Genomic DNA, 19,080 nt, shown 5'->3' on the forward strand with positions numbered 1-19,080 from the left:
CGCGCCCCGCGGCCGGTACCCCGCGTCCTACTCCGGGTGCTCCGGGGACGGACCGCCCGTGCGGCGGACGTCCCCGGCGGGCTCGGGGCGGCCGACGCCGCCCCGCGTCTCCAGCTCCTGCGCCAGGGCCCGCGCCTTCTGCGCGAGGCTCCGGCGCCCGTCCGCCTCCGCCCGCTCCGGCCCGTCCGCCGGGGAATCGGCGGACGGCGCCTGCGCGCGGGGCTGTACGGGAATGGTCCTCAGCGGCGGCACGATGGGCCGGCCCCGGCGGCGTACGACCTTCCGGCCGGCCGGGACCGCACGCTTCTCCCGCACCTCCTGTGCGGAGGGCGGCGCGCCGGCTCCCGGCTGCTCGTGCGCGCGGGGTTCCTCGGCGGCGGGTTCCTCGGCGGCGGCCTGCTCGTGGTCCGCGTCGGGCTGCCGGTCACCGGCCCCCTGATCACCGGATCCTTGATCACCGGACTCCTGACCGCCGGACTCCTGATCACCGGACTGCCGGCCGACGGGCGGCCGCGACCTGCGGATGCGCTCCTCGGCCTCGGTGACCAGCGCGGGCGGGTCGAGGAGGAGGGCGAAGGGCAGGCGGATCACCTCGGCCCCTCCTGCGTGGCGCCCGGCCCCGTCCGTACCGGCGCTCGCACCGGTGCCCGTGTTCGCACCCCGCCGGGCGGTCGGGCCGCCGCGTCCCGCGTCTCCGCCCGCGGCGTAGGCATCGACGACGCGCTTCTCGTACTCGCGCCGGATCCGGGGCAGGTCCTCGGCCATCGCCTCGGCCCAGCCGGCCGTGAACGCGGCCGTCTCGCGGCGGTCGAGCTCGGACCGGGGTATCACCACGAGGTCGTCCGGCGCGTGGCCCTGCGCGTGAACGAGTTCGGAGAGCCGGGCGAACAGATGGGGCAGGTCGGGGGCCACTTCGAGCCAGTCAATGTCCTGCTCCCGACCTCGGCCGATCGCGTCCCTATGCATCTGTAAGCAACTGCCTTCCCGCCCCCGGGGTCCCCCCATGCCCCCGCCCGCACCACTTCTGGGGGCCCGGGGAACCAGTCTTCCAGCGTACCGGGTGTCCAAAACGGTCATGATCGGATGCGAATCAGCCCTGGGCGGACAGGCGCGATCCGGACTACGGCCTTACCAGCTCGACAAACATCGAACGCATGTTCCAAACTCTTGTTCGTACACTCGTTCGAGAACCGTTTCATCTCGTGATGCCCCTGCCCTGACTCGCGGCGCCATCACACGCAAGGGCCAGCAACCGGAAGGCAGGCGTCCATGACCCAGCAGGCCGAGGGATCACGACCGCAGATCACGCTCCACGACCGCCTCTGCCAGCTCCTGGACGGACCCGCCCCCTTCGACAAGAAGGCACTGCTCGCCACACTGCACGCCGAGATCACCCGTCGCGAGACGCGCGCTTACACGGACGGCTGGAACGACGCCCTCACCGAGCTGCGGCGTCCGGCGCAGCGGCCCGGCGGCCCCGTGGACCTGTAGCCCTTCGTACGACCCAGCCCCTGCCGGCACCACGCCGCGCGGGGGCTTTCGGCGTTCAGACGCCGCACCAGGCCAGAAGCGGAGGAAACCCCATGGCCGATCACACCAACGCGGAAATCCACACGCTGATCACCGAGCTGAAGAACAGCCTCGTCGCGCCGCTCAAGACGTACGTCATGCACAACCCGGCATCGAACCTCGTCACCGAGAGTTTCCTGCTCACCCAGCTGGCCCCGATCATCGCGGACATCAAGGAGATCAAGCAGGAGGTCGTGAACCCCCTCGCCGTCGAGCTGCTGCAGCAGGCCCGTCTCGACACCCTGGCCGCCGCCGTCAAGAAGGCCATCGAGGGCAACCCCCTGACCTGGGCGTACTTCGCCGCGGCTGCGGGCGGAATCCTCCTCACCATCGTCGCCGGCGGCATGCTGCTGCGCTTCGGCGCCTGGTTGACCAGCAAGCTCCCGGTCTTCCTCACCGGCGGCCCGCCCGGCGCCACCGCAGGGATGACCCCCGACGAGCTGGCGACGCTCCGCGGGGCGATCGCCCAGACGACCCCGGTCGTCAGGGCGTTCAACAAGGAGGCGCACAAGCTCCCGCGTTCCAGGGAGATGGCGGCCATGGCCAACGCCGTGGACAAGCTCCGCCTCGCTTTGGGACGGCTGGACAACACCGTGGTCGAAGCGGCCGCCGCTGCGATCAAGAGCCTCAAGACCGCCCTGCGGAACTTCGACTCCTCGAAGATCCCGAAGGATCACGCGGCGATGAGGAAGACCGCCGACGCCATCGGCAAGCTCGTCCTGGCCCTCGGCCGGGTGAACACCCAGACGGTGAAGGACGCGGCCGCGGCCATCCGGAACCTCAAGGGTGCGCTGAAGAACTTCTCGGCGGCCGACATCCCCAAGTCGGGCCCGATGAACCAGACCGCCCGGGCCGCGCGCGGACTCGACACCGCGACCCGCGGCCTCGCCACCCGACTGGGTGAACTCGGCACGGCCGCCACCCGGGCCGCCGGCGCCCTCGGCGGCTGACCACAGCCCCCCACCGCACAAGGAGGTGTGAACCATGAGTCTCGCCAGCGCAACCAAGCGCGCCTCGGACTCCCTGCGCAACCTCAAGACGCAGGCGTCCGGCGCCGCCGCCCCCGTGAAGCGCGTCGGTGACGCCGGAAACAAGGCGTCCGGGCAGCTCAAGACGCTCCGGACATCCGCCCAGGGCTCCACCGGCCAGCTCAAGAACCTCAAGACCGCCGCCGACCAGGCCGAACGCTCCCTGTCCAAGGCCGGCCAGACCGGCCAGCGCAGCGGAACGCAGCTGGGGAAGTTCAAGACCGGCGCCGACCGCGCCGCCTCGGGCCAGGACAAGCTCAACACGTCCATGAAGGGCAACTTCCTCGCCCGCCTGCTCGACCTGTTCATGCCGCTCATCGAGAAGATCGTCGAAATGGCGATGCGCTCGAAGACCATGCAGACGGTCCTGCGCACGGCGTTCACCGCCATCCGCACTGTGATCTCCGCGGTGATGAAGGCCATCGGCCCGATCATCAAGAGCGCCGGCACCCTGATCAAGTCGGTGTGGAACAGCGTCAAGAACGCCGTCATGCCGATCCTGAAGGCCATCGGCAGCGCCGTGAAGTCCGCCTTCAACGGCATCAAGTCGGCCATCAGCACCGTGATGAGCGCCGTCCGCTCGGTCATCAGCAGCGTGTGGAACGGCATCAAGGCCGTCATCATGCCGGTGGTCAACTGGATCAAGTCGGCCGTCCCGAACGCCTTCAACGCCGTCAAGGACCGGATGTCCAGCGCGTGGAACGGCCTCAAGGGCATCGCGTCCGGCGCGTTCGGCGCCATCGTCGGCGCGGTCAAATCCCCGATCAACTCCGTCATCGGCCTGATCAACTCGATGATCGGCCGGATCAACCGGATCCGGGTCAGCGTCCCCGGCTGGGTCCCCTTCGTCGGCGGCAAGAGCTTCGGCGTCAGCCTGCCCACGATCCCGATGCTCGCCGCCGGCGGCGTCGTCATGCCGCGCAGCGGCGGTGTCCCGGCGATCATCGCCGAGGCCGGTGAGGCCGAAGCCGTCCTGCCGCTGTCCAAGCTCGACCGCCTGCTGGCCCGTACGGCCGCCCGCGCCCGGATGACGGCCACCGGCGCCGGCAACGGCTCCGCGCTCCACATCGAGAACTACTACGCCCACCAGTCGAGCGACCCGCAGCGCACCGCCGACGCGCTGATGTACCTGGCCAAGGCGCGCGGATGAGCGGGGCCGCCGCACTGAACCCCCTCGGCGGCCTCACCAAGTCGCTCGGCGGCCTCGGCGGCCACGCACGGCGCGCCGGGCAGACGGCACGCCAGGTCAACTCCTCGCTCACACAGGTCACCTCCGCCGCCCGCAAGGCCGCGACCGACACGGCCCGGCTCGGGCCGGCGGCCGACCAGGCGGCCAAGGTGCTGTCCGGGCTGAAGACCCAGGCGGGCACGGCGGCCCGGTCCGCGGCCAACATCAGCCGGTCCGCCACCGGGGCGTCCACCGGCGTCAAGCGCACCGGAAGCGCGGCCAACGGGCCCCGCTCCGCTCTGCTCAAGGTCGGCAAGGGCTCCGGCCCCGTCACGGCGCTGCTCGGCCGCCTGCTCGATCTGAGCGGGATCGTCGGCACGCTGATGAGCGCCTTCGGCATCGCCATGACCGTCGGCGCCGTCGTCATGACCGCGACCAACGTGGCCATGCGCGCCAACCCGATCGGCTTCCTCATCGGGATCCTGGTCCCGGTGGCGGCCTGGCTGATCGAGCTCGCGCTGAACTCCGAGACCGGACAGCGGATCACGGAGCAGCTCTTCACGTACGTGGGGAAGGTGTTCGAGGAGCAGCTGAAGTTCCTCCTCCCGGTGCTGAAGATCATCGGAGAGGTGGTCGCCACCTACTTCACGGGGTACCTCGCGGTCGTCACCGGCGTCCTCGGCCTGCTGCGCGGCGATGTGAGCGGCCTCTCCCGCGTCGGCAGCTCGGTCGGCTCCGCCACCCGCGCCCTGCGTTCCATCGCCTCCGGCGCCTTCAACGCGATCATGGCCCCGATCCGGCCCGTGATCACCTTCCTGACCAGCGGCCTCCCCAGCGCCTTCGGCCGCGTGAGCGGCTCGCTGTCGGGCTCGCTCGGCGGCATCGGCCGCATGGTGACCACCGGTCTCCAGGCCGTACTGACCGTGGTCACCGGCCCCTTCAACGGCATGATCGCCTTCGCCAACTGGATCATCGACGGCCTCGAGGACCTCAGCTTCTCGATCCTCGGCAAGAAGTTCGGGGTCGATCTCGACAAGATCCCGATGCTCGCGGAGGGCGGCGTCGTCTGGCCGACGTCCATGGGCCAGGCCCCGCGCATCAACCCCGTGTCGGACCTCGACCACCGCCGCGTCCCGCCCGCCGGCCCGCGCACCCCGGGCCGGGCGCCGTACCGCGTCGAGGAGTTCCGGGAGGAGGCGGGCGCCGGCCCCCGGGCCGTCGCCGAGGACCTGCTGTTCCTCGCCGGCGCCCACGCATGACCGGTACGGAGCCCGTCCCCGCGCACGCCCCGTAGCGAGGCCGTCCCCGCGCACGCCCCGTAGCGAGGCCGTCCCCGCGCACGCCCCCGTACGGAGCCCGCCCCGCGCGCGCCCCGTACGGAGCCTCCGCACGCCCCCGTACGGCCCCTCCGCCCCCACCCGAGATGAGGTGACGGCCCCTCATGGCCGAGACCACGCACCCGTACACCGCCGATCTCGCACCCGGCTCGCTCATCACCCAGGACGGGCAGATGCAGTGGGCCGGGATGCTCTTCGGCCCCGGCACCCCCTACACCATCGAGAAGTCGGGGCTCAGCGGCTGGGAGGACCTGCCCGAGTTCGACAGCTCCGACGCCGAACGCCCCACCGGCCACGGCTCCTGGCCCGGCGCCCGCTACACCAAGTCCCGCAAGGTCGGCGGCACGCTGTGGATGGTCCCCGAGCAGGGCGCCTCCCTGGCCACCGTCCGGGCCCTGCGCCAGGCGCTGACCCTCGGCGACCAGGAGCGCTGGCTCGCGGTCCGGCTGCACGGCGAGGTCCTGGCCGTACGGGCCCGCGTCGCCCAGCGGGTCGTCCCGGCCGACCGGACGTACGCCACCCAGGGCGCGGCCAAGGCATCCGTCCAGTGGCTGGCCACCGACCCGCGCCGGTACCTCGTCGACGAGCAGTCGGCGCTCGTGTTCGCTCCGGAACCGGAGAGCGGCCTGACCTGGCCGCTGGGCTGGCCCCTGAAGTGGGGCACCGCCTCCAGGACGGGCGACGCCAGCGCCGACAACGACGGCTCCGCGCCCTGCCACCCGGTCATCACCTTCCGCGGCCCCTGCGGCACCCCCTCCGTCACGGAGCGGATCAGCCGCCGCCGGCTGCGGTACGCGATCGACCTGGCCGCCGGCGACGAGCTGGTCGTGGACACCGGCGCCGGCACGGTCACGCTCAACGGCAACGCCTCGCGGCGCCACACGGCCACCGCGGACAGCAGCCCGGAGGAGCTCTTCACCTTCGAACCGGGCCGCGCCGAGCTGTCCTTCCGCCCGGACACCGCCGCCCCCGGCGCCCTGATGTCCGTGCGCTGGCGCAGCGCGGAGTGGTAGCGGGAGCCCCCGCCCGCTGCCCTTCTTCTCCTCGCCTCCTTCCTCTCTGATTCCTCTCTGAACGGAGTTCCCCATGCCGCTCATCACCAGCTGGCTCTCCCCGACCGGCCAGACCCGCGAGAACACCCGGGTCAGCCAGATCGGCGCCACCACCCCGATCAACCCGCAGCAGGCCCGTTCGGGCATCCTGCCGGGCTCGTACGGCGGCGAGCACCGGGTCGCCGGGTTCTGGACGGACGGCACGTCCGCGATGACCGTCAACGTCAGCAACGGCCGGGCCGTCATCCAGGGCCTGCACTCCCAGGGCTACTACCAGGTGACCCTCGACGGCGGCGTCGCGCTCACCGTCGCCGACGGCGACGCCCAGTTCGGCCGCGTCGACCTGATCGTCCTGCGCGTCTACGACGCCTCGTACGACACCTCCGGCAAGTCCGAGGCCGCCGTCGAGATCATCCGCGGCACCCCCTCCGCCACCCCGGTCGCCCCGTCCGCCCCGGCCCTCTCCCTGCCCCTGTACGAGATCGCCGTCCCGGCCGGCGCCAGCGCGGGCAAGGGCGGCATCGTCTGGAACGGGGCCCTGAAGGACCTGCGCACCACGATCGTCGCGATCGGCGGCATCGTGCCCGCCTACGGCGAGACCGGCGCGGGCGCCTACCCGGGCCAGTACCAGGACGGGTACACCGCCCTGCAGCGCTGGGACGGCACCGCGTGGGTCCCGTACCCGGCGGCGATCGGCGGCATCGCCCCCAAGGGCGCCCTGTCCACGGCGAGCTACGTCGGCCAGTTCCGCGACACCCCGCAGCGGGTGCTCCAGCGGTGGAGCGGCAGCGCCTGGCTGCCGGCCGTCCCCCAGCCGAGCTTCGTACAGAGCTGGGACGCCGGCAACACGACCTCCCTCACGTACACCGCCGCCCTGGCGGGCACGAGCATCACCGCGCTGAGCACCACCTTCAACGCATCGCCCTCGGGCCAGGTCGCGCTGACCTTCGGCGCCCGGACCACGAACATCGGCAACAACAACGCCTACGGGTTCACCAGCGTGCGCGTGACCCAGGGCGCCACCGTCATCTGGGAACCGGACGACGAGCGCTCCGCCGTGCACCACGGCGACCGCGCCTCCTCGGTGTCGACCATGATCCGGCTGCCCTCCCTCACCCTCGACGCCCCGTACACGGTGACCGTGATGCACCGCACGAGCATGGCGGGCGTGACGAGCTACTTCGACAGCATCTTCCTCCGCGTCGACCACCTCGCCTGAGCCCGGTACCGAAGCACCGCTCCGAAGGAGAAAGTCCGTGAACGTGCGATCCGCCTGGCTCCCGGTCGTCGGCCAGACCCGGTCCGACACCCGTGTCACCTCGCTCGGCGCCCTCACCCCCACCTCCCCGGTCGCCGGCCGGTCCGGCATCCTGCCGGGGTCGAGCGACGGCAAGACCCGGCTCTCCGGCTTCTCCGTCGCCGGTACGACCGCCATGGGCGCGACCGTCTACCCGGGCCGGGGAGCCATCCAGGGCACCGACAACCAGGGCGCCTACCCCGTCGCCCTCACCCAGCCCGTGAACCTGGCCTTCGTCGACGGCCACGCCCAGTACGGCCGGATCGACCTCGTCGTGGTGCGCGTCCGGGACGACGAGTACGACGCCTCCGGCCTCACCGAGGCCACCGTCGAGATCGTCCGCGGCGTGCCGGCGGCGAGCCCGGCCGCCCCGGCGACCCCGCCGCTCTCCCTCCCCCTCTACACCGTCGCCGTGCCCGCCGGGACCAGCGCCGGCAACGGCGGCATCGCCTGGGCCACCGCCCTGGTCAGCCTGCGCACGGCCACCGTCGCCGTCGGCGGCATCCTCCCGGTCACCACCGACACCTCCCTCGGGGCCTACCCGGGCCAGTACCGCGACCTCGGCAACGGCCTCCAGCGCTGGGACGGCACCGCCTGGCTGCCGTACCCGCCCCAGCCCGCCTGGCAGGACTGGACCCCGGTGTGGACCACCGCCACCGGCGCCGCGCCGCCCGCCTTCGGGGACGCCCAGGTCAGCGGCCGGTGGATCCAGCAGGGCCCCACCGTCCACCTCAACTTCACCATCGCCTTCGGCGCCGGCACCACCTTCGGGGCCGCTGCCACCAGCGCCGACAACTGGCGCTTCACCCTGCCGGTGAAATCCGCGGCCCTGCCCCGCTGCATCGGCTTCGCCGAGCTGCAGGCCACCACCCGGGAGCGCGCCGTCGCCCGGATGCGGCTGACCTCCACCGCCTTCTTCGAGCTGGAACTGTCCAGCGGCATGCCCAGCGGGGACTCCGTCCTCGTCTCGGGCATCGCCGATTCCGTCACCCCGTGGACCTGGGCCGCCGGGCACACCATCGCGGGCGCAGCCACCTACGAGGCCAAATGAGCACCGACACCCCGTACCGCGCGATCTTCTGCGACGTACGGACCGACAGCACCATCGACATCCTCCCGCTGCGCGACGTCTCCATCGACGACTTCATCGGCAAGCCGGGCGCCCTCTCGGGCACCATCCCGGTCCCCGACTCCGCCCTCGCCGCCCGGGTCAGCCGCATCGAGGAGGGCCGTACGGCCGTCTACCTGGAGCGCGGCGGCGACCTGTGGTGGGGCGGGATCGTCTGGACGAGCACCCTGCAGAGCAGCGGGCGGGGCGTGGTCAGCCTCAGCATCCAGGCGGCCACCTTCGACTCCTACGCGGGTCGCCGCCGCATCCGCCAGACCTTCGCCGCCGCCACCCCCACCGACCAGCTCGAACTGGTCCGCGAGCTGTGGCGCCGGATGCAGTCCGGCGTGGGCGGCGACATCGGCGTCTCCTTCGGGACGGAAACCTCCGGCGTCCTGCGTACGGGGAGCTGGCGCGACGGGGACGAGACCCTGTACTCCGAGGCCATCGAAACCCTGGCCACCTCGGAGAACGGGTTCGAGCACCAGATCTCCGTGTTCCGCGACCCGGTCTCCGATGCCCGCACCCGGCTGCTGCGCCTGGGCAGCCCGCGCATCCACACCGGCTCCACCGACCTGGTGCTGGACCGGCCCGGCGCGATCCTCTCGTACTCCTTCCCGCGCGACGCGACCCGCGGCGGCACCACCGCCCGGGCCCGCGGCGCCTCGGCCAACAGCAACCAGGCCGAGGAATCGCGGCCGGTGTACTCGGACGAGCTGGTCGCCGGCGACCTGATCGCCGGCGGCTGGCCCCGCATCGACCTGTCCTCCGACCACAACACCGTCAGCGACAAGGCCGTCCTCACGGGGCTGGCGGCCGGCGAACTCGCCCGGGCCCGCGGGGCGGTCGTCATCCCGGAGATCACGGTCCGCCTCGGCAGCGAGATACCGCCGGCCCTGCTGGGCCGCAGCGTCCGCATCCGGATCACCGACGAATGGCATCCGCAGGGCCTGGACGCCCGCTTCCGCATCATCGGCGTCAAGGTCAGCCCGCCGGAGCGGGGCCGCCCGGACACCGCCGAGCTGTACCTAGAGGAGGCCTGATGCCCCAACTTCCCGAGGACATCATCGACCGGCTGACCGCCATGGAACGCCGGATCCAGCAGCTGTCCACCGCCGTCAACACCCGCCCCGCGCTCGACACCGTCACCGGCGGCGCGCTGACGATCAAGGACGGCGGCTCGCTGTCCGTGGAGGAGCCGAACGGCACCCGGATCCTGGGCGTCGGCTTCTGGTCCGCCACCGAGTACGGCCTGGAGATCAAGCGGCAGAGCGGCAAGACCGCCCTGAGCATCCGCAACGCCGTCACCGGCACCTACGACCAGGCCGTCCGCGTGTTCGACGCGTACGGCCACGAGATCCTCTCGGACGACGTGGTCACCGGCGGCCTGGCCCGCCCCTGGCTCGCCATGCTGCCCCCGCAGGACCTCGCGACCGCCCGCTGGCCGCAGACCAACGCCACCGCCTGGACCACCGTCGCCCGCTCCTTCAACCCGCTGTGGCAGCCCCGCCTGCGGCTGTACTGCAGCACCGCCGCGGCGGCCGGCGTCACCGGGCAGGTACGGATCCTCGTGGACGGCGTCCCGTGGGGCGACCCGGTCACCACCGGCACGGTCTTCGACCGCACCGCCGCGGTCACCGACGACTTCAACGCCCGCTTCGGCAGCCTGGTCAAGGTGGAGATCCAGGCGATGGTCACCAGCGGCACCGGGCTCGTCTACGCCCAGCCGCTCATGATGTACGGCACCCAGAGCTGAGGAGACCCTCCCCGTGAACATCGACCCGACCCAGCCCTGGGGCATCGCCCTCGACTACGCGGGCCGCGCCACCGTCACCGAGGCCGGCCACACCCTCCAGATCCGCGTCCACGACGCCGGCCTGGGCGACACCCTGGAACCGGACCCGGTCAGCGGCTACCCGGCGGTGTACGTCACCGCCCAGCTCACCGAGACGGGCGAGTCCGGCGCCCAGCTCCGCGGCACCGGCCAGACCGTCCTGAACCCCCCGCCGGAAGGCCCGGTCCTCCCGGACCCGTCGGCGATCCCCACCGCGGTGGCGGCGGCCCTGACGGACTTCGCCTCCCGCGTCACGGCCTACGCGGCCCTGTGCACCACCTGGCTCCCCACCGCCAGCGGCTGAGCCTGAACCTGAGCCGACCCTCCCGCCCCACCCCATCCCGCCCCGCCGCCGCTTGAGGCACGCGGCCCGGCGCCCGGGGCGGAGCCCCGGCACCACACCACCACCCACGCCCCGAGCCACCCCCGGCCCGGGGCTTTCGCATGTCCGAAGGAGCCCGACATGGCCACCCCCCTCACCGCCGACACCCTCCTCGCGGCCCTCCGCGCCGAAGGGGTGAACGTCATCGAGCACCCCGGCTGGCGCACGCACAACCGCAACCACAAGGGCGCCTGGGGCCCGGTCAACGGCATCGTGATCCACCACACCGTCAGCGCCGGCACCGCCTCCAGCGTCGCCCTCTGCCGCGACGGCTACGCCGGACTCCCCGGCCCCCTCTGCCACGGCGTGATCGACAAGGACGGTGGCGTCCACCTGATCGGCCACGGCCGCACCAACCACGCGGGCCTCGGCGACGGCGGTGTCCTGGACGCCGTCGCCGCCGAGACCACCCTCCCCGCCCCCCGCCGCAACGACACCGACGGCAACGCCCACTTCTACGGCTTCGAGTGCGTCAACCTCGGCGACGGCCGCGACCCGTGGCCCGCCGCCCAGCTCGATGCCATCGAGCGCGCCTCGGCCGCCCTGTGCCGGGCCCACGGCTGGAGCGCCCCGTCGGTCATCGGCCACAAGGAGTGGACGAACACCAAGGTCGACCCGCGCGGGTTCACCATGCAGGACCTGCGCGCCCGCATCGCGGCCCGCCTCGCCTCCGCCCCGGGCGGCCAGGGCGGCCGCCCCACCCCGCCGGCCGGCGGCACCGGTGGCCACCAGCCCTTCCCCGGCGCCGCCTTCTTCACCGCCGCCCCCCGCTCCCCGATCGTCACCGCCATGGGCAAGCGCCTGGTCGCCGAGGGCTGCTCCGCCTACGCGCAGGGCCCGGGCCCCCAGTGGACGGAGGCCGACCGCCTCTCGTACGCGAAGTGGCAGCGCAAGCTCGGCTTCACCGGCGCCGACGCCGACGGGTGGCCGGGCCGCACCTCCTGGAACGCCCTCAAGGTCCCGCACTCCGGCTGACGACCGGTCCCCCACCCCCGCGTCCCCCACCCCCGCCCCACCGAAAGAAGGCACCGCCCATGTCCGAAGCCGGCAAGCGCACCCTGCGCACCCTCGTCCAGACCGCCCTGGCGATAGCCGTCCTGCTGCCCGCCCTGGTGGACGCGTCCGGCATCCCCGCCGCACTGCCCTGGGTGGCCGCCGCCCTCACCGCCGCCGGCGCGCTGACCCGGGTGATGGCGCTGCCCGGCGTACAGGCCGTACTGCCCGGCTGGCTCCGTACCGAGTGGCCGTACGACCCCGACCGCACCCTGCTCGCCCTCATCGCCCGCGATGCCCACGACGCGCTCGGCGCCCACGACGCGCGCGACACCGACGGCCGCACCGCCTCCGACGCCGCCGCCCGGACCCCGCAGCCGGAGGACGAGCGCGCATGACCGAACCCCACATGCCGGACCCGCTCTCCGTCGCCGTCGAACTGGAACGCCTGCGCGGCACCATGGAGGCCGGGTTCGCACGGGTCGACGGATCGCTGGCCCTCCTGGTCCAGCGCAGCGACCAGACCGACCGCCAGCTCGCCGATCACGAATCCCGCTTGGACGCCCTGGAGCGGGCACGCTGGCCGCTCGCCAGCGTCACCGCCATGGCGGCGGTCTCCGCGATCGCCATGACCGCCTGGCAGATCACCGCCCGCTGACCGCGGACCGCGGGCGGCCCCCCGAAACCCCGGTGTCCGGAATCCCCCGAATCCCCGGAGCGCCGGCGGGCCCCCGCGGTCGACCTAGACTGGCACCCGACCAGCAGGGGAGCAGAACATTGGGGACCGTGGCCGTGGAGCCCACCGAGCACAGCAGTCCACCGCCCGGACCGGACCGGCCGGCGCCACGCCGCGCCTCCCGGTTCTACGGCCCGCTCCTCGCCTTCCTCATCGCCTCGGGCGCCTTCTGCGCGTCCTGGGCGGCCCGGGGCACCTTCCCCTTCGGCACCACCGGCCGGGCCGTCAACGACCAGGCCAACCAGTACGTCCCGTTCCACCGCGCCCTGTGGGACCTGGTCCACGGCCAGGCCGCCGGCGACCTCCTCTTCACCTGGCGCGGCGGCTTCGGCCAGCAGTTCCTGTCCGACTACTACACGTACCTCGGCAACCCCTTCTCCTGGCTGGCCGTCCTCGTCCCCCGTGCGCACGTGGACCTCGCGGTCTTCGCGATCACCCCGCTCACGATGGGCACCGCCGCCGCCCTGATGGCCGTCTACCTCGGCAAACTGCACCCCGGCCCGTGGTGGCAGCGGGGCGTGCTCGGAGCCGTCTACGGACTGTGCGGCTGGGCGCTCAGCGACGCCTCGTACATCCCCATGTGGATGTGGGGCCTGGTCGCGCTCCCGCTCCTGGGCATCGCCGTCGAGTGGTGCCTGGAGGAACGCCGCTGGCCGGGGGTGGCGCTGCTGGTCGCGCTCGCCTGGTTCGGGAACTTCTACACCGCGATGATGGCGACGATGGCCGCCTGCGTGCTGCTCGCCGTCCGCCTGATCGTCCTCGACCTGACCGGAGCCCAGCGGCTGCGCGCCGTGTGGCGGGCCGGGACGGCCGCCGCGACGGGCATCCTGCTCACGCTGCCCCTCCTGCTGCCCTCGTTCCTCTCCAGCGGAGCCGCCCAGCCCACCCGGGCGGCCGCCTTCGATCCCGTCCGGATCGAGGTGTTCCTGACCGGGATCCTCCCCGGCACCTACCTGTGGGGCGGCCGGCCGCGGCTGTACGTGGCCTCGCTCGGCCTGATCCTGGCGGGGTCCTTCCTCTTCAACACGGCCGTCGCCCGCAGGACCCGCCTGGTGTGGGCGGCGGCGACCCTGCTCGTCGTCCTCTCCTTCCAGTTCCCGCCCACCCAGTACGTGTGGCACGGACTGGCGGTGCCGAACGGCAACCCCTACCGCGAGGCCTTCGTCTTCAGCGGCATGGTGGTGGTCCTCGCCTGGCTCGCGCTGGCCAACCGGCCGCGCCCGCTGCACCTGGCGCTGAGCGCCGCCCTGCTGGTCACCGCGACCTTCGTGCTGCGCCACACCAACGACTTCGGCGGCACCACCTGGCCGGCCGTCCTGGGCGGCGGCGCGGTGTCGCTCCTCGCGCTGGTCCTGCTGGCGCTGGGCGAGAAGCGCCGGGTACTGATCCCCGTGGCCGCCGTCCTCATGGTCGGCGTGGTCTTCGCCGAATCCACCGCCGCCGCGGTCAACGCGGACTCCCGCCGCGCCCGCGAACGCTGGGCGAAGCCGATCGCCACCTCCAGCCAGTCGATCACGAACCACTTCGACGCCGTCCGCTCGGTCGACGGCTGGCCCGCGTACCGAACCGACTCGGGCGCCCCGCAGACCTCGTACAACGACGCGCTGTCGCTCCGGGCCGAGGGCCCGCAGTACTACAGCAGCTACCTCCCCGAGAGCACGTACCAGGCCCTCGAACCCCTCGGCTACGGCTACAAGAACGACGGCCGGACCTTCTTCGGCGCCGACAACCCCGTCCTGGACGCGATCTTCTCGATCGGCGCCCGCGCCGAACCGGGTCCGGAGAAGAACAGCTGGACGGCCCGAAAGTTCCCCGCCCCGCCCCTGGTCACCGTCCGCAGCACCGCGTACTCCTCCCCCAATCCGCCGGCCGGCGTCTACGCCCACCAGGAGCAGGTCCTCGGCGCCACCGTCTACCGGGTCCCGCCCGTCACCCGCGGCGGCAGCGCCACGCGGCAGACGTACGCCGCCCGCTGCGAGCCCGGCTCCGAGGCCTTCTGGTACTCCCCCCAGCTGTACGGAACCCTCACCTCCGGCGGCACCGCACGGCCCCTGGAAGACCGGATGACCGGGGTCATGCGCCTCGGCGAGGTCCCCGCGTCCGGCGCGGTCGACGTCACCGTGGACACCCGTACCCAGAACGCCACCGCCGGCGAGCACCCCATCGGCTGCCTGGACCGGCCCGCGCTCGCCAAGGCGGTCGACCACCTCACCGCCACGGGCGCCACCCAGGTCCGCACGGGCGGCCACACCATCGAGGCCACCCTCCCGAAGGGAGCCACCGGCACCGCCGTCATCGCCATGACCGACGTCCCCGGCTGGCAGTGCTCGGCCCCGGTGAAGAGCCACCACGGCCTGGTCTCCCTGGCCATCCCGCCGGGCACGACCAAGATCTCCTGCACCTTCACCCCCAAGGGCCTCACCCCCGGCCTCGCCGGCGCCACCCTCGCCCTCCTGGCCCTGACCTCGGTCACCGTGACAAGCCTGCGCCGCCGCCGCCGGGCCTGACCCACACGGGGCCCCACCGGGTCTGATCCACACCGGGCCCGACGCAGGACGCGAAGAAGCCCCCCGCCTCTCCTCTCGGAGCGGCGGGGGGCTTCTTCGTACTACCTACTGCGAACGAACTCAGCCGTTGTACGGGCCGTAGTCGTAGTCCTCCAGCGGGACGGCCTGGCCGGAGCCGGTGCCGAAGGGCGAGTAGTCGATGTCGTCGTAGCCGACGGCCGAGTACATCGCGGCCTTGGCTTCCTCGGTCGGCTCGACCCGGATGTTGCGGTAGCGGGCGAGGCCCGTACCGGCCGGGATGAGCTTACCGATGATGACGTTCTCCTTGAGGCCGATCAGGGAGTCGGACTTGGCGTTGATCGCCGCGTCCGTCAGAACCCTGGTCGTCTCCTGGAACGACGCCGCCGACAGCCAGGACTCGGTCGCGAGCGAGGCCTTGGTGATACCCATCAGCTGCGGACGGCCGGAGGCGGGGTGACCGCCCTCGGTGACCACACGACGGTTCTCGGTCTCGAACTTCGACCGCTCGACCAGCTCGCCCGGCAGGAGCTCCGCGTCGCCGGACTCGATGATCGTCACGCGGCGCAGCATCTGCCGGATGATGATCTCGATGTGCTTGTCGTGGATCGACACGCCCTGCGAGTTGTAGACCTTCTGGACTTCGCCGACCAGGTGGACCTGGACCGCACGCTGGCCGAGGATGCGCAGCACGTCGTGCGGGTTGGTGGCACCCATCGTCAGCTTCTGGCCGACCTCGACGTGGTCGCCCTCGCCGACGATGACCTTGGCGCGCTTGGAGATCGGGAAGGCCGTCTCCTCGCTGCCGTCGTCCGGAGTGATGACGATCTTCTTCGTCTTCTCCGTCTCCTCGATCCGCACGCGGCCGGCGGCCTCGGAGATCGGGGCGACACCCTTCGGGGTACGGGCCTCGAAGAGCTCGACGACACGCGGCAGACCCTGCGTGATGTCGTCACCGGCCACACCACCGGTGTGGAAGGTACGCATCGTCAGCTGGGTACCGGGCTCACCGATGGACTGGGCGGCGATGATGCCGACCGCCTCACCGATGTCGACCAGCTTGCCGGTGGCGAGCGAGCGTCCGTAGCAGAAGGCACAGGTGCCGACCGCGGACTCACAGGTCAGGACCGAGCGGGTCTTGACCTCCTCGACGCCGTTGGCGACCAGGGCGTCGATGAGGACGTCACCGAGGTCGACGTTGGCCGGCGCGATGACCTTGCCGTCGATGACGACGTCTTCGGCCAGCATGCGGGCGTAGATCGAGGTCTCGACGTCGTCGGCCTTGCGCAGCACGCCGTCCTCGCCGCGAACGGCGATCTTCAGCTTCAGGCCGCGCTCGGTGCCGCAGTCCTCCTCGCGGATGATGACGTCCTGCGAGACGTCCACCAGACGACGGGTGAGGTAACCCGAGTCGGCGGTACGCAGGGCGGTGTCCGCCAGACCCTTACGGGCACCGTGCGTGGAGATGAAGTACTCCAGAACGGTGAGGCCCTCACGGAAGGACGCCTTGATCGGACGCGGGATGGTCTCGTTCTTCGCGTTCGACACCAGACCACGCATACCGGCGATCTGTCGCATCTGCATCATGTTTCCTCGGGCACCCGAGTCAACCATCATGAAGATGGGGTTCGTCTTGGGGAAGTTCGCGTTCATCGCCTCGGCAACCTCGTTGGTCGCCTTGGTCCAGATCGCGATGAGCTCCTGCGTGCGCTCGTCCTTGGTGATCAGACCGCGCTCGTACTGCTTCTGGACCTTCTCGTCCAGCTCCTCGTAGCCCTTGACGATGGCCTTCTTGGCCTCGGGCACGACGACGTCGGAGATGGCCACGGTGACGCCCGAACGGGTCGCCCAGTGGAAGCCGGCCGCCTTCAGGTTGTCGAGCGTCGCCGCCACGATCACCTTGGGGTAGCGCTCCGCCAGGTCGTTGACGATCTCGGAGAGCTGCTTCTTGCCCACCGAGTAGTCGACGAACGGGTAGTCCTCGGGAAGCAGCTCGTTGAAGAGCGCGCGACCCAGGGTCGTCTTCAGACGGAAGCTGTCGCCCGGCTGGAACTCCTGCTCGCCCTCTTCGGCGATCGGCGCGACCCAGCCGCGCGGCGGGATGGTGCCCACCGGGAAGCGGATGTCGACGGCCGACTGGAGAGCCAGCTCACCGTTGTCGAACGCCATGGTCGCCTCGGCGGTCGAGCCGAACGCACGGCCCTCGCCCTTGACGTCACGGAGCTCGCCGTCGGTGGTGAGGAAGAACAGACCCAGCACCATGTCCTGGGTCGGCATGGTGACGGGACGACCGTCTGCCGGCTTCAGGATGTTGTTCGAGGACAGCATCAGGATGCGGGCCTCGGCCTGCGCCTCTGCCGAAAGCGGCAGGTGCACGGCCATCTGGTCACCGTCGAAGTCCGCGTTGAACGCGGTGCAGACGAGCGGGTGGATCTGGATGGCCTTGCCTTCGACCAGCTGGGGCTCGAAGGCCTGGATGCCGAGGCGGTGCAGCGTGGGCGCACGGTTCAGCAGAACCGGGTGCTCGGCGATGACCTCTTCGAGCACGTCGTAGACGACCGTGCGGCCGCGCTCGACCATGCGCTTCGCCGACTTGATGTTCTGCGCGTGGTTCAGGTCGACCAGGCGCTTCATCACGAACGGCTTGAAGAGCTCCAGCGCCATGGCCTTGGGCAGACCACACTGGTGCAGCTTCAGCTGGGGACCGACGACGATCACGGAACGCGCGGAGTAGTCCACGCGCTTGCCGAGGAGGTTCTGACGGAATCGACCCTGCTTGCCCTTCAGCATGTCGCTGAGGGACTTCAGGGGACGGTTACCGGGACCGGTGACCGGACGACCACGACGACCGTTGTCGAAGAGCGCGTCGACGGCCTCCTGAAGCATGCGCTTCTCGTTGTTCACGATGATCTCGGGGGCACCGAGGTCGAGGAGGCGCTTCAGGCGGTTGTTGCGGTTGATCACGCGGCGGTACAGGTCGTTCAGGTCGGAGGTCGCGAAGCGGCCACCGTCCAGCTGCACCATCGGACGCAGGTCCGGCGGGATCACCGGCACGCAGTCCAGAACCATGCCCTTGGGCTTGTTGCTGGTCTGCAGGAACGCGGAGACGACCTTGAGGCGCTTGAGCGCACGGGTCTTCTTCTGGCCCTTGCCGGTACGGATGATCTCGCGGAGGCGCTCGGCCTCTTCGTCGAGGTCGAAGGACTCCAGACGCTTCTGGAGCGCCGCGGCGCCCATGCAGCCGTCGAAGTACGTACCGAAGCGGTCGCGCAGCTCGCGGTAGAGCAGCTCGTCGCCCTCGAGGTCCTGGACCTTGAGGTTCTTGAAGCGGGCCCACACCTCGTCGAGGCGGTCGATCTCGCGCTGGGCGCGGTCACGGAGCTGCTTCATCTCGCGCTCGGCACCTTCGCGCACCTTGCGGCGTACGTCGGCCTTCGCGCCCTCGGCCTCGAGCTCGGCCAGGTCGGTCTCGAGCTTCTTGGCACGGCCTTCGAGGTCCGAGTCGCGTCGGTTCTCGATCTGCTGGCGCTCGACGGAGACGTGCGCCTCCAGGGACGGGAGGTCGCGGGTGCGGCGCTCGTCGTCCACGAACGTGATCATGTACGCGGCGAAGTAGATGACCTTTTCGAGGTCCTTCGGCGCGAGGTCCAGCAGGTAGCCAAGACGCGACGGAACGCCCTTGAAGTACCAGATGTGGGTGACGGGAGCGGCAAGCTCGATGTGGCCCATCCGCTCGCGACGCACCTTGGCGCGCGTGACTTCGACGCCACAACGCTCACAGATGATGCCCTTGAAGCGGACACGCTTGTACTTACCGCAGTAGCACTCCCAGTCCCGGGTCGGACCGAAGATCTTCTCGCAGAAGAGTCCGTCCTTCTCGGGCTTGAGGGTGCGGTAGTTGATGGTCTCCGGCTTCTTGACCTCGCCGTGGGACCAGGTTCGGATGTCGTCCGCGGTGGCAAGGCCGATCCGCAGCTCGTCGAAGAAGTTGACGTCGAGCACTGTGCGTCAATCCCTCTTTCGGGGTCGAGTCTCAATCATGGTCTGAACG

15 protein-coding genes and 1 pseudogene are annotated in these 19,080 nt (G+C 71.4%); 14 read left to right on the top strand and 2 right to left on the bottom strand.

Annotated features, from left to right (window positions below; genetic code table 11):
- Nucleotides 1-27: 27 nt before the first annotated feature.
- The gene (locus tag AC3IX6_RS14495; RefSeq protein ID WP_489370503.1) at nucleotides 28-966 is read right to left on the bottom strand and encodes a hypothetical protein; all 939 of its coding nucleotides are present in this window, start codon (nucleotides 964-966) and stop codon (nucleotides 28-30) included.
- A gap of 303 nt (nucleotides 967-1,269) precedes the next feature.
- Between AC3IX6_RS14495 and AC3IX6_RS14500 the strand changes: the two genes are divergently transcribed.
- The 14 genes and pseudogenes from AC3IX6_RS14500 to AC3IX6_RS14565 all read left to right on the top strand — a co-directional run bounded on the left by AC3IX6_RS14500 (nucleotide 1,270) and on the right by AC3IX6_RS14565 (nucleotide 15,011).
- The gene (locus AC3IX6_RS14500; protein WP_489370504.1) at nucleotides 1,270-1,491 is read left to right on the top strand and encodes a hypothetical protein; all 222 of its coding nucleotides are present in this window, start codon (nucleotides 1,270-1,272) and stop codon (nucleotides 1,489-1,491) included.
- A 92-nt stretch (nucleotides 1,492-1,583) separates the two neighbouring features.
- Nucleotides 1,584-2,519, top strand: a complete 936-nt coding sequence (locus AC3IX6_RS14505) for a hypothetical protein (protein ID WP_489370505.1) — start codon at nucleotides 1,584-1,586, stop codon at nucleotides 2,517-2,519.
- Nucleotides 2,520-2,553: 34 nt separating this feature from the next.
- Nucleotides 2,554-3,747, top strand: a complete 1,194-nt coding sequence (locus AC3IX6_RS14510) for a phage tail protein (protein WP_489370506.1) — start codon at nucleotides 2,554-2,556, stop codon at nucleotides 3,745-3,747.
- Nucleotides 3,744-5,024: a tape-measure protein gene (locus AC3IX6_RS14515; RefSeq protein ID WP_489370507.1), complete on the top strand. Its 1,281-nt coding sequence runs from the start codon at nucleotides 3,744-3,746 to the stop codon at nucleotides 5,022-5,024. Before AC3IX6_RS14510 ends, AC3IX6_RS14515 begins: the two co-directional genes overlap by 4 nt.
- 182 nt (nucleotides 5,025-5,206) lie before the next feature.
- Nucleotides 5,207-6,115: a phage distal tail protein gene (locus tag AC3IX6_RS14520; protein WP_489370508.1), complete on the top strand. Its 909-nt coding sequence runs from the start codon at nucleotides 5,207-5,209 to the stop codon at nucleotides 6,113-6,115.
- Nucleotides 6,116-6,188: 73 nt separating this feature from the next.
- Nucleotides 6,189-7,373: a hypothetical protein gene (locus AC3IX6_RS14525; RefSeq protein ID WP_489370509.1), complete on the top strand. Its 1,185-nt coding sequence runs from the start codon at nucleotides 6,189-6,191 to the stop codon at nucleotides 7,371-7,373.
- Nucleotides 7,374-7,410: 37 nt separating this feature from the next.
- Entirely contained in the window at nucleotides 7,411-8,502 is a 1,092-nt protein-coding gene (locus tag AC3IX6_RS14530; RefSeq protein WP_489370510.1) for a hypothetical protein, read from the top strand.
- Nucleotides 8,499-9,602, top strand: coding sequence for a hypothetical protein (locus AC3IX6_RS14535; RefSeq protein WP_489370511.1), 1,104 nt, complete (start codon nucleotides 8,499-8,501; stop codon nucleotides 9,600-9,602). Before AC3IX6_RS14530 ends, AC3IX6_RS14535 begins: the two co-directional genes overlap by 4 nt.
- On the top strand, nucleotides 9,602-10,315 hold the full coding sequence (locus tag AC3IX6_RS14540) for a hypothetical protein (protein ID WP_489370512.1): 714 nt from the start codon (nucleotides 9,602-9,604) through the stop codon (nucleotides 10,313-10,315). The genes AC3IX6_RS14535 and AC3IX6_RS14540 overlap by 1 nt, the downstream gene beginning before the upstream one ends.
- A 13-nt stretch (nucleotides 10,316-10,328) precedes the next feature.
- Nucleotides 10,329-10,697: an ATP-binding protein gene (locus AC3IX6_RS14545; RefSeq protein WP_489370513.1), complete on the top strand. Its 369-nt coding sequence runs from the start codon at nucleotides 10,329-10,331 to the stop codon at nucleotides 10,695-10,697.
- A 159-nt stretch (nucleotides 10,698-10,856) separates the two neighbouring features.
- On the top strand, nucleotides 10,857-11,750 hold the full coding sequence (locus tag AC3IX6_RS14550; RefSeq protein ID WP_489370514.1) for a peptidoglycan-binding protein: 894 nt from the start codon (nucleotides 10,857-10,859) through the stop codon (nucleotides 11,748-11,750).
- A 59-nt stretch (nucleotides 11,751-11,809) separates the two neighbouring features.
- Nucleotides 11,810-12,022, top strand: a pseudogene (locus AC3IX6_RS14555) (hypothetical protein); the annotation flags it as partial.
- A 140-nt stretch (nucleotides 12,023-12,162) separates the two neighbouring features.
- Entirely contained in the window at nucleotides 12,163-12,426 is a 264-nt protein-coding gene (locus AC3IX6_RS14560; RefSeq protein ID WP_383948051.1) for a hypothetical protein, read from the top strand.
- Nucleotides 12,427-12,554: 128 nt separating this feature from the next.
- Nucleotides 12,555-15,011, top strand: a complete 2,457-nt coding sequence (locus AC3IX6_RS14565; RefSeq protein ID WP_489370515.1) for a YfhO family protein — start codon at nucleotides 12,555-12,557, stop codon at nucleotides 15,009-15,011.
- A 120-nt stretch (nucleotides 15,012-15,131) separates the two neighbouring features.
- On the opposite strand, the gene AC3IX6_RS14570 is transcribed toward AC3IX6_RS14565, so the two are convergent.
- On the bottom strand, nucleotides 15,132-19,031 hold the full coding sequence (locus AC3IX6_RS14570; RefSeq protein ID WP_243333344.1) for a DNA-directed RNA polymerase subunit beta': 3,900 nt from the start codon (nucleotides 19,029-19,031) through the stop codon (nucleotides 15,132-15,134).
- Nucleotides 19,032-19,080: the final 49 nt, after the last annotated feature.

The organism is Streptomyces sp. GL_141 (assembly GCF_057834385.1).

Coding starts and splice junctions, on each gene's coding strand:
- AC3IX6_RS14560 (WP_383948051.1), top strand. CDS start 12,163: ATGACCGAACCCCACATGCCGGACCCGCTCTCCGTCGCCGTCGAACTG.
- AC3IX6_RS14525 (WP_489370509.1), top strand. CDS start 6,189: ATGCCGCTCATCACCAGCTGGCTCTCCCCGACCGGCCAGACCCGCGAG.
- AC3IX6_RS14550 (WP_489370514.1), top strand. CDS start 10,857: ATGGCCACCCCCCTCACCGCCGACACCCTCCTCGCGGCCCTCCGCGCC.
- AC3IX6_RS14500 (WP_489370504.1), top strand. CDS start 1,270: ATGACCCAGCAGGCCGAGGGATCACGACCGCAGATCACGCTCCACGAC.
- AC3IX6_RS14520 (WP_489370508.1), top strand. CDS start 5,207: ATGGCCGAGACCACGCACCCGTACACCGCCGATCTCGCACCCGGCTCG.
- AC3IX6_RS14510 (WP_489370506.1), top strand. CDS start 2,554: ATGAGTCTCGCCAGCGCAACCAAGCGCGCCTCGGACTCCCTGCGCAAC.
- AC3IX6_RS14515 (WP_489370507.1), top strand. CDS start 3,744: ATGAGCGGGGCCGCCGCACTGAACCCCCTCGGCGGCCTCACCAAGTCG.
- AC3IX6_RS14540 (WP_489370512.1), top strand. CDS start 9,602: ATGCCCCAACTTCCCGAGGACATCATCGACCGGCTGACCGCCATGGAA.
- AC3IX6_RS14505 (WP_489370505.1), top strand. CDS start 1,584: ATGGCCGATCACACCAACGCGGAAATCCACACGCTGATCACCGAGCTG.
- AC3IX6_RS14495 (WP_489370503.1), bottom strand. CDS start 966: ATGCATAGGGACGCGATCGGCCGAGGTCGGGAGCAGGACATTGACTGG.
- AC3IX6_RS14535 (WP_489370511.1), top strand. CDS start 8,499: ATGAGCACCGACACCCCGTACCGCGCGATCTTCTGCGACGTACGGACC.